Annotated in this window: 13 protein-coding genes and 4 tRNA genes; 10 read left to right on the top strand and 7 right to left on the bottom strand. The window is 66.0% G+C overall.

Annotation, left to right across the window (positions count from 1 at the left end):
* Window positions 1-52 precede the first annotated feature (52 nt).
* Together OL358_RS14425 and OL358_RS14420 are read left to right on the top strand one after the other, a co-directional pair.
* Window positions 53-1,321: an ammonium transporter gene (locus OL358_RS14425; RefSeq protein WP_264710757.1), complete on the top strand. Its 1,269-nt coding sequence runs from the start codon at window positions 53-55 to the stop codon at window positions 1,319-1,321.
* 76 nt (window positions 1,322-1,397) lie between these two features.
* On the top strand, window positions 1,398-1,922 hold the full coding sequence (locus tag OL358_RS14420; protein ID WP_264710756.1) for a type II toxin-antitoxin system PemK/MazF family toxin: 525 nt from the start codon (window positions 1,398-1,400) through the stop codon (window positions 1,920-1,922).
* A 65-nt stretch (window positions 1,923-1,987) separates the two neighbouring features.
* Here OL358_RS14420 and OL358_RS14415 read toward each other — a convergent pair.
* Window positions 1,988-2,060, bottom strand: a tRNA-Val gene (locus OL358_RS14415).
* A gap of 154 nt (window positions 2,061-2,214) precedes the next feature.
* Here OL358_RS14415 and OL358_RS14410 point away from each other — a divergent pair.
* From OL358_RS14410 to OL358_RS14395, 4 genes are all read left to right on the top strand, one after another.
* A tRNA-Gly gene (locus tag OL358_RS14410) sits at window positions 2,215-2,287 on the top strand.
* Window positions 2,288-2,342: 55 nt separating this feature from the next.
* Window positions 2,343-2,413 (top strand) — tRNA-Cys (locus tag OL358_RS14405).
* 26 nt (window positions 2,414-2,439) lie between these two features.
* A tRNA-Val gene (locus OL358_RS14400) sits at window positions 2,440-2,511 on the top strand.
* Between the two features lie 640 nt (window positions 2,512-3,151).
* Window positions 3,152-3,559, top strand: coding sequence for a hypothetical protein (locus tag OL358_RS14395; RefSeq protein WP_264710755.1), 408 nt, complete (start codon window positions 3,152-3,154; stop codon window positions 3,557-3,559).
* 89 nt (window positions 3,560-3,648) lie between these two features.
* Here the strand turns inward: OL358_RS14395 and OL358_RS14390 are convergent, their stop codons facing one another.
* The 3 genes from OL358_RS14390 to OL358_RS14380 form a co-directional block, all read right to left on the bottom strand.
* Window positions 3,649-4,440 (bottom strand): hypothetical protein, encoded by a 792-nt coding sequence (locus tag OL358_RS14390; RefSeq protein ID WP_264710754.1) that lies wholly within the window; start codon window positions 4,438-4,440, stop codon window positions 3,649-3,651.
* Window positions 4,441-4,511: 71 nt separating this feature from the next.
* Window positions 4,512-4,742, bottom strand: coding sequence for a helix-turn-helix domain-containing protein (locus OL358_RS14385; RefSeq protein ID WP_264710753.1), 231 nt, complete (start codon window positions 4,740-4,742; stop codon window positions 4,512-4,514).
* Window positions 4,743-4,841: 99 nt separating this feature from the next.
* Window positions 4,842-5,051 (bottom strand): helix-turn-helix transcriptional regulator, encoded by a 210-nt coding sequence (locus OL358_RS14380; protein WP_264710752.1) that lies wholly within the window; start codon window positions 5,049-5,051, stop codon window positions 4,842-4,844.
* Between the two features lie 79 nt (window positions 5,052-5,130).
* Between OL358_RS14380 and OL358_RS14375 the strand changes: the two genes are divergently transcribed.
* Window positions 5,131-5,319 (top strand): hypothetical protein, encoded by a 189-nt coding sequence (locus OL358_RS14375; RefSeq protein ID WP_264710751.1) that lies wholly within the window; start codon window positions 5,131-5,133, stop codon window positions 5,317-5,319.
* 355 nt (window positions 5,320-5,674) lie between these two features.
* On the opposite strand, the gene OL358_RS14370 is transcribed toward OL358_RS14375, so the two are convergent.
* Entirely contained in the window at window positions 5,675-6,295 is a 621-nt protein-coding gene (locus tag OL358_RS14370) for a hypothetical protein (RefSeq protein ID WP_264710750.1), read from the bottom strand.
* Window positions 6,296-7,328: 1,033 nt separating this feature from the next.
* On the opposite strand from OL358_RS14370, the gene OL358_RS14365 reads away from it, so the two are divergent.
* The gene (locus OL358_RS14365) at window positions 7,329-8,624 is read left to right on the top strand and encodes an acyltransferase family protein (protein ID WP_264710749.1); all 1,296 of its coding nucleotides are present in this window, start codon (window positions 7,329-7,331) and stop codon (window positions 8,622-8,624) included.
* 92 nt (window positions 8,625-8,716) lie between these two features.
* Here OL358_RS14365 and OL358_RS14360 read toward each other — a convergent pair whose 3' ends face one another.
* Together OL358_RS14360 and OL358_RS14355 are read right to left on the bottom strand one after the other, a co-directional pair.
* The gene (locus OL358_RS14360) at window positions 8,717-10,135 is read right to left on the bottom strand and encodes an APC family permease (protein WP_264711027.1); all 1,419 of its coding nucleotides are present in this window, start codon (window positions 10,133-10,135) and stop codon (window positions 8,717-8,719) included.
* 192 nt (window positions 10,136-10,327) lie between these two features.
* Window positions 10,328-10,546: a KTSC domain-containing protein gene (locus OL358_RS14355; RefSeq protein WP_264710748.1), complete on the bottom strand. Its 219-nt coding sequence runs from the start codon at window positions 10,544-10,546 to the stop codon at window positions 10,328-10,330.
* A gap of 106 nt (window positions 10,547-10,652) precedes the next feature.
* On the opposite strand from OL358_RS14355, the gene OL358_RS14350 reads away from it, so the two are divergent.
* A complete protein-coding gene (locus OL358_RS14350; protein ID WP_264710747.1) occupies window positions 10,653-12,983 on the top strand; it encodes a glycoside hydrolase family 5 protein in 2,331 nt (776 codons plus the stop codon).
* Complete coding sequence (locus OL358_RS14345) at window positions 12,980-13,645, top strand: DNA alkylation repair protein (protein ID WP_264710746.1); 666 nt, start codon at window positions 12,980-12,982, stop codon at window positions 13,643-13,645. The genes OL358_RS14350 and OL358_RS14345 overlap by 4 nt, the downstream gene beginning before the upstream one ends.
* Window positions 13,646-13,762 lie beyond the last annotated feature (117 nt).

The following is a 13,762-nucleotide window of genomic DNA, read 5'->3' as shown; positions in this document are numbered from 1 at the left end:
CTGGGGGGACCCGACGCGATACCTGCGTCCCTGCAGAGAGGTTCTCCCTGAGATGGATCAAGGCAACACTGCATTCATCCTGATATGCGCGGCGCTCGTGCTCCTGATGACGCCTGGACTCGCTTTCTTCTACGGCGGTCTCGTCAAGGCGAAGAGCGTCATCAGCATGATGATGCTCAGCTTCGGCGCACTCGGTCTGATCGGCGTCCTGTGGGTCGTCTACGGCTACGCGATCGCGTTCCCCGGCTCGGAGGGCCTCGTCGCCCCGTGGTCGATCGACTGGAACAACATCGGGCTGTCGGCACTCATCGAGGTCCCCGAGGGCTCGGCCTACCCGCCGCTCGCGTTCGTCGCGTTCCAGGCGACGTTCGCCATCATCACCGTCGCGCTGGTCTCCGGCGCCATCGCCGACCGCGCCAAGTTCGGCTCGTGGATGATCTTCGCCGCGATCTGGGCGACGATCGTGTACTTCCCGGTTGCGAGCTGGGTGTTCAACTTCGGCCTCGCCGATGACGGCAGCTTCGCCTACGGCGGCTGGATCACCTACGGCATGCAGGAGTGGTTCGGCGTCGGAGCACTCGACTTCGCCGGTGGCACCGCGGTGCACATCAACGCCGGCGCCGCCGCTCTCGCGCTGGCACTCGTCCTCGGCAAGCGCGTGGGCTTCCAGAAGGGCGTCCACGTCCCGCACAACCCGCCGTTCGTGCTCCTGGGCGCAGGCCTCCTGTGGTTCGGCTGGTTCGGCTTCAACGCCGGCTCCGAGCTCGCGGCCGATGGCACGGCGTCACTCGCGTTCGTCAACACGATCGCAGCGCCTGCCGCTGCGCTGCTGGCGTGGCTGGTCGTCGAGAAGATCAAGGACGGCAAGCCGACGTCGGTGGGCGCCGCTTCGGGTGCCGTCGCAGGTCTCGTGGCGATCACTCCCGCCTGTGCGTTCCTCACGCCGATCTGGGCGATCGTGCTTGGTGTCATCGCGGGTGCGGTGTGCGCCCTGGCGATCGAGCTGAAGTTCAAGTGGGGCTTCGACGACTCGCTCGACGTGGTGGGCATCCACCTCGTCGGAGGCCTCATCGGAACGCTCTACCTGGGCTTCTTCGCCACCAACACCGGCCTGTTCACGGGTGGCGACGGAACGCAGCTGCTCGTCCAGGCGATCGCCGCGTTCTCCGTGCTCATCTACTCGTTCGTGCTCGCCTGGATCATCGGGTTCGCGATCGAGAAGACGATCGGCTTCCGCGTGAAGAACGAGGACGAGATCGCCGGCATCGACACCGTCATCCACGGCGAGGAGGGCTACGTCCTGGAGAACAGCCGGGCCTGACCTCCTGCACACAGCACGTGAGGGGCGTCGCGGATCATCCGCGGCGCCCCTTCCGCGTGCGCACTAGTCTGACGAGGTGACGACCCGGCCCCGGCTTCTCAGCCGCCTCGCGCAGCTCTTCCGCCCTTCGCCGAAAGAGGCGCCGCCCGGTTCGCACCGTGAGACGCCGGGCAGCGCCGGGCCCGGAGCGACCGTCGAGATCGAGCCACCCCCGTCTGGCGGGCTCACCATCTCCTATGCGCCGAGCATCGACGGCGACCCCGACACCGGGGAGATCGTCTGGACGTGGGTGCCGTACGACGAGCGCGACGGCCGGGGCAAGGACCGTCCCGTCCTCGTGATCGCGCGTGCGGATGCCGAGCACGTCCTCGCCGTGCGCCTGACGAGCAAATCGCACGACGGCGATCGCGACTACCTCGCCATCGGCGCAGGTCCGTGGGACGCGCAGGGGCGCCCGTCGTGGGTGGATGTCGAGCAGATCTATCGCGTGCACCGGGAAGGGATGCGGCGCGAGGCATCCGTTCTGGATCTCGACCGCTTCACGCGGGTCGCTGCGGCGCTGCAGGCGCGATACGGCTGGCGCGTCGGAGCGGGGGAGTAAGCGGGAGCGGTCCGCCGGAAACGACGAAGCCCCCGCCGGTGCGGGGGCTGTCCGTGTGCTGTCCGTGGGCGATACCAGACTCGAACTGATGACCTCTTCCGTGTGAAGGAAGCGCGCTACCAACTGCGCCAATCGCCCGTGACCCCAGGGGGCCGAGACTCGATACTACCCGATGCGTCACCCTCCTTCCGACCGAGATGAGGAGACACGCGCGGGTCGCGCCCGGTTTGGCAGTCGGGGTTTCGTGGGCTAAAGTCGTTCAAGTGCCCGGGTGCGAATCCGGGGATGAAATGCGGATGTAGCGCAGTTGGTAGCGCACAACCTTGCCAAGGTTGGGGTCGCGAGTTCGAGTCTCGTCATCCGCTCGAGTGCAGGGATTTCCCTCCGGGAAGTCACGGCACGTGGGGTCAAACCACACGCGGTGGCGTGGCCGAGCGGCTAGGCACCGGCCTGCAAAGCCGTTTACACGGGTTCGAATCCCGTCGCCACCTCACCGACAACTGAATAGCCTCTTTAGGCGCGATTGGCGCAGCGGTAGCGCGCTTCCCTGACACGGAAGAGGTCACTGGTTCGATCCCAGTATCGCGCACACTGAAACCCCCGGTTCGCCGGGGGTTTTCTCGTCCCACCCATGGACCGTGCAACATGCGTGCAATTCCGTGCTCCAGACCGATGCCGCAACGCATCCGCCAGTCGCGCAACCAGCCGTAGCATTGACCAGCGTCCCAGTTACCCGCGGAATCAGGTAGTTTTAAGCCGGATCCCGTATATTGGCGGGAAGCGAAGAACTAATAAGCACCGCAAGTAGCAGATCAATACAATCAGCAGCAACAAGACGGAAAGATACAGACCATGGCTTCGGAAGCACTGGGTGGCGCGTACGTGCTCACCGCCGAGGGTGTTGCGCAGCTGGCAGCTATGGCCAGCGACGGAAGCGCGCCCGTATCCGCCGCAGGTTTCACTTCTCACTTCCGCGACTCAGGTTCAAAGCGCCTGAGTGCGCTCGAAGAGCTGGTTCGGCACCGTCCCAAGCGTTGACCGGCCATAGCGGGCGAATCGACTACGACGTCCTCGCCCTAGCTAGTCTTGATGACCCAGGCCTCGAGTCGCTGAGCGCATCCGTCCGTGAGCGACTCGCCGAGTTCGAGTGTTCCCGGTCTGAGCACCTTCAAAAGTTCGCCAGAGGTGGCGTCCACAACTGGGAAGCTCACGGACATAGCCGCACCTATGTGATCCTCACCCCCGACGACGAGTACGGCGTGGACGTTGCCGGCTTCTTCACGATCGGCATGACCTATCTCGACCTGACCGCAGCCAGCAAAAACGCGCGGGCAAAGCTGATGGGCAACATTCCGATGGAGACGACAGGCGCGTACTGCATCGCTGAGTTGGCCCGAAGCGATCGATTCGATGCGACGCACCTGCCGGGCTCCGTCATCCTCGATGAGGCCAAGGCGATCGTTCGGCGTGCGCGCGACCTGATTGCCGGGCGATTCCTCGTAGTGGATGCACAAGAGGTGGTCTTCGATCGGCTCTACGCGCCCGCTGGTTTCAAGCGGGTTAGCGTGGCAATGCCGCCCGCGGGGATGGAAGACAGGAGCTTCGTTACTGCCTGCGCAGTCATCAAGGACTGGTAACGCGCTAGTTGCGCTCAGGCAGGTCGTCAAAGTAGCGGTCGAGCGTCCCGAGCAAAGGATCGTGTTGCCTCTTTCTAACTGCGATGCGGCTATGGTCCGTCAGAGTCGCCCGAAAGGCTGAGAGTGGTGTGGGCTGGAGGCACGACAACTAGCGCCGCGGGAACTTGGATGCTGACGCCTTGAATCGTGTTCTCTGCACTTGACGAAGTTCCGCCGAGTGCGTCGATGAGTGGAAGCATGCGGTCGTGGATCAAACGGTCAACCTTGTGGTGCGCTTCGCGCAAGTACGCGACGGGATCGACACCCGCATCGTCGATGGTGAGGTGCCAGCGAGTGTTTGTTTCGAGACCCACCTTGACGTCGATGAATCGCTTGAGCGTGTCGTGGTGAGTAGTTCGGTTTCGTAGGTCGCGGAGCGTGGTTAGCCATCCCTTCGGATCTCGACCGATCGCAGCTTCGATGGCAACTTCGAGTTGCTCGCGCAGGAGTGCGCTGGTCGAGTCCTCAGCAAGTTCGATCAGGTGAAGGCGGTCCCATGCGAGTTCCCATTTGTATGCGTAGACGGGGATGGGCTTCGGCGCCTGTGGCCCCCCCGATTCAGCGGTCTCAGTAAGTTTGGCCTCAGCGACCACAATCAGCCCCGCGACTGCGGCGTCGTACGCGCTACTCAAGTGGCTTAGCGCTCCGTCGAGGGCCATCTCAATGCCCACCAGTCGGGGGAATCCATACTCCGTCGCGAGACGCTCAAGGAGATCGATGTACCAGGTCGCCGCACGCAGCTTGTACTCACACCATGCTCGAGTCGAGTCCGGTGCCGCTCCCACCCACTCGTTGTATGCGGGCGCGACTGGCCAGTCGGTCTGGATGAAGGTGTCGGACATGGACAGATTCTCCCGTGAATCCGGTCAGGAGGTTGGGAGGTGATCCAGTCTGGTCACCGAGGCACGCATGACTACACCCGCTCTGGTAGGTCATCGAAGTACCGGTCCAGCTCGTCCCGATCGAACAGGATCGTGCTGCCCCGTTTCTTCGCGGCGATGCGGTTGTGGCGCATTTCCTGGCGGAGTACCCAATCCGAGATCCCGAGGTAGCCGGCAGCTTCACGGACTGTGAACCCCCTCTTGGGAAGTTCGGATGCGGGGGACGCGGCTTCAGTGTGCTCTGTGATCATGTCGGTGAGCATCCCATTAAGCGCACGAGTGTGCAACAGGAAATCCCTGGTCAGGTGTACATTTGGACACCACCCGCAATGCACAATCCGTCTTGTCGATTCAAGCAAGCCCTACACGCGGCGCGCGGCGAGGACCAGCCGTGCCTGGTTCCACTCGTCGAGGTCAGCGGCGTAAAAGGCGCTCAGCTTGCCGTGCTTGTAGTGCTTCGGACCCTGCCCCTGCGAGATCAGGTTGTAGAGCGTCTGCACCTTGAGGCCGCAGTACTCGGCCGCAGCCTTCGACGTAAGCACGGGGCCGGTCATTCGATGCGCGTCGATCATGCTCGCCAACGTAGCGAAGAAGACTCCGGGAGGGTTTTCTCCCTGTGAGTAACGCTGCCCGCCCGGATATCGTGATCGGGTGAAGACCTACGACATCACAGTGACTAGGGACGGCGAGTGGTGGATGGTCGGCATCCCCGAGATCGACGGATTGACCCAGGCGCGTTCGCTCGAAGAAGTGGTGCCGATCGCTCAGGACTACATCGCCGTCACTCTCGACATCCCGATCACCTCATTCATCGTGACGATCACCCATCTCGAGGAGTGACGTCGCAGCGGTGTCGGTGGTCACGGCGTAGCCTGGACTCCTCAGGCCGGAGGAAGGATCCCGGCCCTGTGAGCAAGTCCGACTGGCACCCGATCTTGTCGGCCGTTGAAGGCCCGACCGGTGTGTGGCGGATGGTTGATCCGAGCGGCAAAGAGTACGGCCGCATCGAGATACGGCGCGTGAATGGAACTGAGACGCGCTATAAGGCGGTCTGGCGCGGTGAAGTCATCGGATGGGCTACCACGTTGCGTGAGGCGTGTCGGCGCGTTCACGAGGCGTACCTGTGCGCGCATGGCCCAGGAGGGTCTCCGATGGCCGACTGGGGTACGAGCTGGCGCACGCAGGGACCATCGTCCTAGTCGTCGCTGCCGTCGTCGGAGAAGGGCACGATCGGGGGTGGATGATCCGCGGGCCCGCTAGCGACGAACGGCTCTGCTGGTGGAGTGCCCATCTGTGTCCAGAAGTAGTGCGTGGCCATTTGGAACGTGTTGCCGACGGCCCTACCTGCGAGGTGTGAGAGGAATGCATCTCGTTGGCGCTTGTTGCGGATTTTAGGAATGTCCGACACCCAGCGCGGATGCAGTTTGCGCAGCTCAGATGTCGTCCCGATTAGCTCCCATCGATCGCGGACGGCGAGGTACCGAGGCCCTGTCGTGCGGGCTAGCCCGACGACAGGCGTGAACAGGTGATGAATAGCCGCCCGAGCTCCGAGCATCCCGTCGATGTAGGGCCCCAGCTCAGGGTCGACTTCAGCGGCGTCTCGAGCGCCCTTGTATGTACCGCGCTCCTTCAAGTAGTCGTCCATCGAGTGGATCCACTCGAGGACGTCATGGGTGGCGATCAGCGTGAGCGCAGTCGGGGACTCGCGCGGGTCGACCATCCCACTGGCTTCGACGGTGAGGTCTGGAGGTAGATCCTTCATAACGTCGTTCCACCGAGCAATTGCTAGACGGTAGCCCTGTCTGATGAAGGGCATCGGATCAGCTTTAGACCAGTCGTCTGGCGGCGGGAGGCGAGCCATCCATCGTCCGTACGGACTGTACACATCCCCTGGCCAAGCACCCTCAACGGAACTCGCTGGTCGAATCCAGAGAGGATCGCCGTCGTCGTTTTCGGGGCCGACCTCCAAGGAAGCCCCGGGCACTCTACTCATACGGCGACCATATCGGCGAGCGGCCAGAGAACAACTCAGGGCTTACGCCAGCCTGATCGATGGCTCTGCCTCGAGGGCTTCAGCAAGCTCCGAAAGGCGATCGGGGCGGACAGAAGTGGGATCGACCGTCGTCCTCGGTCCCCCGAAGGCACTTCTCGTCACGTGACACCGCAGGATGGGGGCCGGCCCGCCACACAACGGGCAATTGCCGTCGTTGTTCTCGATGGTGGCGGATGCCTCGGGAGTGTCGAGGTAGAGCTGTATATCACCAGCAACAAAGCCGTGCAGCATGCAGTCCACCACGACCCGGGCCGGTTGTGTCATAGGCGGATGCTACCGCCATATCGTCCCTCGAACCTCGAAGCTGCAGCCCGAGAAAGTCGCATGCCCGACCACGACAACGGGGTTGCCGCCGAAGTGGTATCCCATACTTCGCGACGTCAACGACGAGCGTGCGCGAGGACGGCACGCAAGTGAGGTACGACGTCCAGATGTCTGATTCACCGATCGCGGTCCCGCCGGGCCACAACGACGGCCGTACCACCGACATTTACGTCGACGGCCAGCTCCTGCGGACCACTGCAGTGACATCCGGACCCGCCATGTGGTCTGTGAGCTTCCGGTCACCAAACTCGAAGTTTGTACTCATCACGAGCGAGGGCGAACCGCCGAGCGAGATCACGCTGGAAGCCTCCCCGTACCGGGTCGGGATACTTGAGCGTCCGCGGCTCTTCCGCCGCCGGCGGTAGCAGCAACACTGCCCGTTCTCAGGGAACGGGCAGCGTGCCAGGTGCGTGCCGCCGGGCGGTGCGCCGCGGGATTGGTACTGTCGGTCTCTCACGTCGATGGAGATGGCATGACACGATCCGCCCCACCCGAGGTCGACCTCGCGAAGCGCGACCTCACGCTCGACCTCGCCCGTGTCGCATGCGTGCTGCTGGTCGTCGTCATCCACCTGCTCCAGGTCGGAATCGGCGTCGACGAGGCGGGGGCGTTCGTCGTCACGCGACCGGCCGAGATGCAGGACTGGTTCGCCCTCGCGACGTGGGCGGGTCAGATCATGCCGCTGTTCTTCGTCGTCGGCGGCTTCGCTTCCGCGGCGGGCTGGCGCTCCCACACGGCGCGCGGCGGCACGGGAACGGCGTTCGTTCGCGGGCGAGCGCTCCGACTCGCCCAGCCCGCGCTCCCGCTGTTCGCGTTCTTCGCGATCGTGCTGGGCGCGGCGACGATCCTGCAGCTCGCCCCCGACATCGTCGCCCCCGCGGCGATCGGCGCCGGATCGCCGCTGTGGTTCCTCGCGGCGTACCTGCTGTGCCAGACCTGCGTGCCCCTCATGATGCGACTGGACGAGGCGGCGCCGCGACTGACGCTGGCTCTCCTCGCGGCGGGTGTCGTGATCGTCGATGCTCTGCGCTACTCGACGGGAATCGAGGACATCGGGCTTCTCAACCTGGCCTTCGTGTGGCTCTTCTGCCAGCAGCTCGGCATCTGGTACTTCCGGGGCGTGTTCGACCGCGCCCGTCCTGTCGTGCTCGCCGTCATCGCCGCCGGGTGCTACCTGGCGCTGTGGCCCCTCACAGCGGTCGGCCCGTACTACGTCAGCATGCTCGGAAACCTCAATCCACCGACACTGCCGCTCATCGTGCTCGGTGTCGCACAGGCATGTCTGCTGCGCCTGCTCAAGCGCCCACTGACGGCCGTCATGGACCTGCGAGCCGCGCGTGCCGTGGTGTTCGTGGTCGGCAGCCGCCTCATGACGATCTACCTGTGGCACCTGCCGGTCATCCTGGCCGTCACGGGTCTCACGCTCCTCATCCCGGGGGCAGCCCCCACTCCCGCCACGCCCGCGTGGTGGTGGAGCCGCATCTCGATGTTCATCGTGGTGATGGGACTGCTCTACGCACTCTCGCTCGTCGTCGGCCGCTGGGAGGCGATCCCGCCCCTCCCAGACGGCCCCGGGCCGATCGCCGTCGGCGTCGGCGTCGTCCTGGCGTTCGTGCCCGCATTCCTCGTGATGGAGCTCGGTCTCGACGTGGTGCTCGCCGTCGTGGGAGCGGTCGCCTACGCGGTCGCCGTGACGGTGCTTCGCCGCACCGGAAGGCGCGAGCCGCGCGCGGACGCGCCGCAGGCCGTCAGCGACGCGCGCGCCTAGGTGTACCGGGTCAGGACGTTGGTCGCAGTCGGCAGTTCGGATTCTCCCGTCAGCGGCGGTGACTGGTCAGTGACACGTCGGGAGCTTGGGTGTCAGTCCTTCTCGTTCAGAGGCGTGATCTGGCTGTCGTCCTCCGCGATGACCTCGTCGAGCGAGTCGTCGCCGGGGATGACCTTGTTGAAGCCCGTTACAGGCTGGTTCTCGTCGAACGCGACGACCCGCCGGCGGAATCCCCTGGTGATGACAGCCAGATAGAGGAGCCCGATCGCTGCCCAGATGAGGCCGCCGACGAGCGCGTCGACGTGGAGGTTCGCCCACAGGATGCCCGTGAGGACCATGCCGATGCCGGGCATCACGATGTAGGTGAAGATCTCCTTCGGCGTGCGCCTCATGCCCTTGCGGATGGCGAACCACGCGATCACGGAGATGTTGACGAACGTGAAGGCGATGAGCGCCCCGAAGTTGATGAACGCCGCGATCATCTCGAGGGTGAACGCCGCGGCGAGAAGACAGATCGCGCCCGTCAGAACGATGTTGAACGTCGGCGTGTGGGTCTTCGGGTTGATGTAGCCGAAGAACCGCTGCGGCAACACGTTGTTTCGTCCCATCACGAGCAGCATGCGTGAGACCGAGGCGTGCGACGCGAGTCCGGATGCGAGGGTCGCGGCGAAGCCCGCCGCCGTCAGCACAGCCATGAGCACGTCGCCGCCGACGAGCTGGCCGATGATCGGAAGCGTGCTGTCCTCGACGAACTGCATATCGCCCCCGGGCGCGAACACGTTCCAATCGGGGAACCGCAGTTGCGTGAAGTAGGACGTGACGAGGAAGATCCCGCCTCCGATGAGCACAGTCATGAGGATCGCCCGGGGGACGACCCTCGGATGCTTCGCTTCCTCGACATACATCGTGACAGCGTCGAATCCGATGAACGAGAAGCACACGATGGTCGCGCCCGTGAGCACGGCGGCCATCGTGACGCCGTCGTGGAAGAAGGGCGCAGTTGATGCAACGGTTCCTGCCCCCTCGCCCTGGACGAGCTGCGCGATGACCATGACGACGAAGACGATCATGACGGCGATCGCGATGACGAGCAGGACCATGTTCATGTTCGACGTGCCGCGCATCGTGAGGTAGATCACCGCCGTCACCAACGTGCAGTACGCCACCACCCAGATCCAACCGGGGATATCGGGGAAGATCGCCTCGAGGTAGCTGCGGATGATGAGGCAGTTCACCATCGGCAGCAGCATGTAATCGAGCAGCGACGTCCAGCCCACCATGAAGCCGGCATTCGGATGCACGGACTCTCGCACGTAGGTATAGGCCGACCCGGCGCTGGGAATGGCCCCCGACATCTTGCCGTAGCTGATCGCAGTGAAGACCATAACGATGAGCGCGACGAGGTATGCCATCGGGACGACGTTGTCCGTGTCTCGCGCGACGAGTCCGAAGGTGTCGAACACGACGGTCGGCGTCATATATCCGAGGCCCAGGCCGACGATGGCCCACAGCCCCAGATTGCGTCGCAGATTCGAGCTCTTCGCAGTTGTCAGTGCCAAGGCGGGCTCCTCGGTTCTCTCCCCGTTCGACACGGCCGACGGCTGGTGATGCCCGTTCGGGTCGGGGCTACGAAGAGTATGCACCGCGGGGCGTGCTCAGCGTGAGTGATTCATCGGGACGCACCAACCCACCCGCGAGGAGCGCTACGTGGGTCGGCGGTGGTCGACGGGGTAGACGTCGCGGATGCTGTCGCGGAAGAAGCGGCCCGCGCTCTCGGCCTGGAGCAGGGCTCGGTGCACCGAGGGCGGGACGGCGTAGTACTGATAGACCTCGCCTGAGGTGAACTCCAGCTCGAGCACCGCCAGCGCGGGGTCGTACCCGGCCGACGCGATCGCGCCGGATGCGAGGGGCCGCCGTTTCATGCGCACGAGCGTACCTGCGGCATCCGCTCTCCAGTTTGACTTGCCCGGGTCGATGACGGATGCTGTGCGAACATCCCCTCGCCCCCTTTGTCACAACGGAGTGTCAATGCGGTCTCATCGACGTCCTCTCGTCGCGCTCGTCAGCATGCTCGCGCTGGTCCTGATCCCATCCATCGCCGACCCCACGGGGCTGCTCGCCCTCGTCGGCTGGTCCGGGGCCTCGCCTCGATGGACGGAGCTGTGGACCCTCGCGCCGTACGTCGTCTTCGTGCCCGTGCTGCTCGGCGTCACGTGGTGGGTCGCCCTGCGAGCGGGGGACCGGTACTGGACGCTCGTGGTCGGATTCGTGCTGGCGATCCTGCTCGCGCAGGCCGCGGCATGCCTGGTCATGACGTGGGACGTCGCGATCGCCGCGTGGGCGGCGGCCTACGTGACCGCCAAAGCGGTTCCCGCGGCGCTCATCGTCGCCGCCGCCGCACGCTGGCTCGGCGGACCGGTGAGCCGTGAGCGCGGCGAGCGCGGCGCGACGCTGCTGCCCGCCTCGCTGTTCGGCGCTATCGCACCCCTGGTGTCGGGCTTGTGGTGGACGACCGTCGTGTACGCGCTGGGAGTGCCGATCGCGCGGCCGGAGCGCGGCATCCTGTCGGTCGTCGTCGCAATGGTGCTGATCGCAGCCGCGACCTGGATCAGCCTCCGATGGCTGCGTCCCCGGGTTCCCGGCGTGCTGGGAGGCTGGCTCGCTGCGGTCGTGGCCGGCGCACTCGTCGGCGTCGTGCAGGCTCTCGTCGCGCTGGTGATCGATGGCGTGCGGGCTGATCTGTGGCCTCTGATGGCCGCGTACGTGACCGTCGCGGACGGTCTCTCCTTCGGCGCCTGCGTCGGCTGGGTGGTCGGTGTCGCCGCCGTGGCCGTCGACCGCATCCGGTCGGCCACCGCGCTGCGCGTGGCCACGGCGGCGATCGCGTCGGTCGCGGTCGTCGCGCTCGGGGTGACGGTGCTCGTTCCGGTCACGTCCGGCACGGCGGCTTCGGGCGATCCCGTCGACACCCCTCCTGGGATGCTGCGCGCCGACGACGAGCGCATCGTCGACGGCGACGGGAACCAGGTCCTCCTGCGCGGGGTGAACGTCAACCAGCTCGTCGACTTCTATAGCCCCGACGCGGACGTCGAGGCGACGCGTCCGCTCACCGACGAGGACTTCGCAGGCATGGCCGAGCAGGGCTTCAACGTGGTCCGGCTCGGGATGTCGTGGTCGGCCCTGGAGCCGGAGCGCGGCGAGCTCGACGAGGACTACGTCACTCAGATCGTCGCCGCAGTGGACTCGGCGAAGGAGCACGGCCTCTACGTCGTGCTCGACATGCATCAGGACTCGTGGTGGAACGAAGGGACCCCCGAGGGGACGACGTGTCGACCCGGCACCGACCCCATGTGGGGATACGACGGGGCACCCGGGTGGGCGACGATCACCGACGGCGCACCCCGATGCCAGTTCCAGGGGCGCGACATCTCGCCGGCGAGCGATCGGGCGTTCCAGCACTTCTACTTCGACACCGACGGGGTGCAGTCTGCGCTCGTGAACACGTGGGCGGAACTCGCCGCGATGTTCAAGGACGAAGAGGCGATCGCCGGCTACGACCTGCTCAACGAGCCCGGGTTCGGCGAGACGGCGCCGGTCACGACCTCGCACCTCCTCGGTCGCTTCTACGAGCGGGCGATCGGCGCGATCCGAGCTGCGGGAGCCGAGCAGATCGTCTTCATCGAGCCGAGCATCCTGTGGTCGGGTCTCGGGTTCGACAGCGGTCCGCGACCCGGGTTCTCCGACGACGCGAACCTCGCCTACTCGCCTCACCTGTACGCCGAATCGATCACGATGGACCGATCGCTCGGCATCCCTCCCATCGTCTCGATGGACCGGCAGTTCGACCTCGCGCTGCGCGCGGCGAGCGCCTACGGGATGCCGCTGTGGTCGGGGGAGTACGGCTACTGGGGCGACGACGCCGACCGGGTCGCGCGCCTGGAGCGCTACGCCGCGCTGGAGGACGAGCACATCCTCGGCAGCGCCTACTGGGTGTGGAAGCAGGCATGCGGCGACCCGCAGGGCGGGCTGGTCGACCTGACCGACTCGCTCATGCGACAGGACTGCGCGACCGGCGAGGACGCGGCGCCGCGCACCGACCTGCTCGAGATCCTCAGCCGTGCGTACCCGCGATCGGCGCCCGGCGTGCTGACCTCCTTGTCGGCGGACGGCGCGGACGTGCGGCTGACCGGCACGGGTGGCGACGGGTGCGGGCTCGAGGTGTGGATTCCCGGCCAGGCGGAGCCCGACGTGCAGGTCACGGGCATCACCGAGCTCGAGGCGACGAGCGTCGACGGCGGATGGCTCGTCACCGGCTGCGCGGCCGGGGACTACGAGCTGCGATCGGGCGACGCGCCATGACCGACCTCGTCGCGCGGATCCGCGCAGGTCTCCGGGCGGCGGCGGACCCGGCGCTCGCCCCCGGCCAGCAGGCGTACATGAAGTCCGCGATGCCTTTTCTCGGCGTCCGCGTGCCCCGCGCCCGCGCCATTGCGCGGCAGTGCGCGAAGGGCGAGACGGATGCCCCGACCCTCTTCTCCTCCGCACGAGAGCTGTGGGACGCGGCATCCCACCGTGAAGAGCGCTATGCGGCGATGTCGCTCCTCGGGCTGAGACCGTTGCGCGGCGACCGCCGGCTCGATGCGGTCATCGAGCACATGGTGCGCACCGGGCAGTGGTGGGATTACACCGACGAGCTCGCCCACCGCCTCGCCGACCGGCACGACGTCGACCCCGTGACGACCGCCGCCCTCGTCCGGCGCTGGGCGACGGACGGCGACTTCTGGGTGCGGCGGATCGCGATCCTCTCCCAGCTCGGACGCCGCGATCGTGTCGACCGGGCGCTGCTCGCCGACACGATCGAGCCCAACCTCGCCGACGGCGAGTTCTTCATCCGCAAGGCGATCGGCTGGGCGCTCCGCGAGGTCGCCCGCATCGATCCGGTATGGGTGCGCGATTTCGCAGACAGCCACGCGCTGAGCCCCCTGAGTCGTCGCGAGGCTCTCAAGCACCTTCCTGGATAGACTCGGGGCATGGAACTCGTCGGGGCGCGCGCGGCCTTCGCCGTGACGGTCCGCACGCGAACGCTCGGCGCCTGAGCGGGCAGGACGCATACGGCGTCCGAAGCTGAGTAGCCTTGA

It is taken from the genome of Microbacterium sp. SSM24, assembly GCF_025989145.1.
GTDB lineage: Bacteria > Actinomycetota > Actinomycetes > Actinomycetales > Microbacteriaceae > Microbacterium.
This window is presented reverse-complemented; position numbering and strand designations above follow the sequence as displayed.

Bases quoted from the DNA above. Each gene is read 5' to 3' on its own strand.
- OL358_RS14385 (WP_264710753.1), bottom strand. From the start codon at position 4,742: ATGCTCACCGACATGATCACAGAGCACACTGAAGCCGCGTCCCCCGCA.
- OL358_RS14365 (WP_264710749.1), top strand. From the start codon at position 7,329: ATGACACGATCCGCCCCACCCGAGGTCGACCTCGCGAAGCGCGACCTC.
- OL358_RS14345 (WP_264710746.1), top strand. From the start codon at position 12,980: ATGACCGACCTCGTCGCGCGGATCCGCGCAGGTCTCCGGGCGGCGGCG.
- OL358_RS14350 (WP_264710747.1), top strand. From the start codon at position 10,653: ATGCGGTCTCATCGACGTCCTCTCGTCGCGCTCGTCAGCATGCTCGCG.
- OL358_RS14370 (WP_264710750.1), bottom strand. From the start codon at position 6,295: ATGCCCTTCATCAGACAGGGCTACCGTCTAGCAATTGCTCGGTGGAAC.
- OL358_RS14425 (WP_264710757.1), top strand. From the start codon at position 53: ATGGATCAAGGCAACACTGCATTCATCCTGATATGCGCGGCGCTCGTG.
- OL358_RS14390 (WP_264710754.1), bottom strand. From the start codon at position 4,440: ATGTCCGACACCTTCATCCAGACCGACTGGCCAGTCGCGCCCGCATAC.
- OL358_RS14380 (WP_264710752.1), bottom strand. From the start codon at position 5,051: ATGATCGACGCGCATCGAATGACCGGCCCCGTGCTTACGTCGAAGGCT.
- OL358_RS14355 (WP_264710748.1), bottom strand. From the start codon at position 10,546: ATGAAACGGCGGCCCCTCGCATCCGGCGCGATCGCGTCGGCCGGGTAC.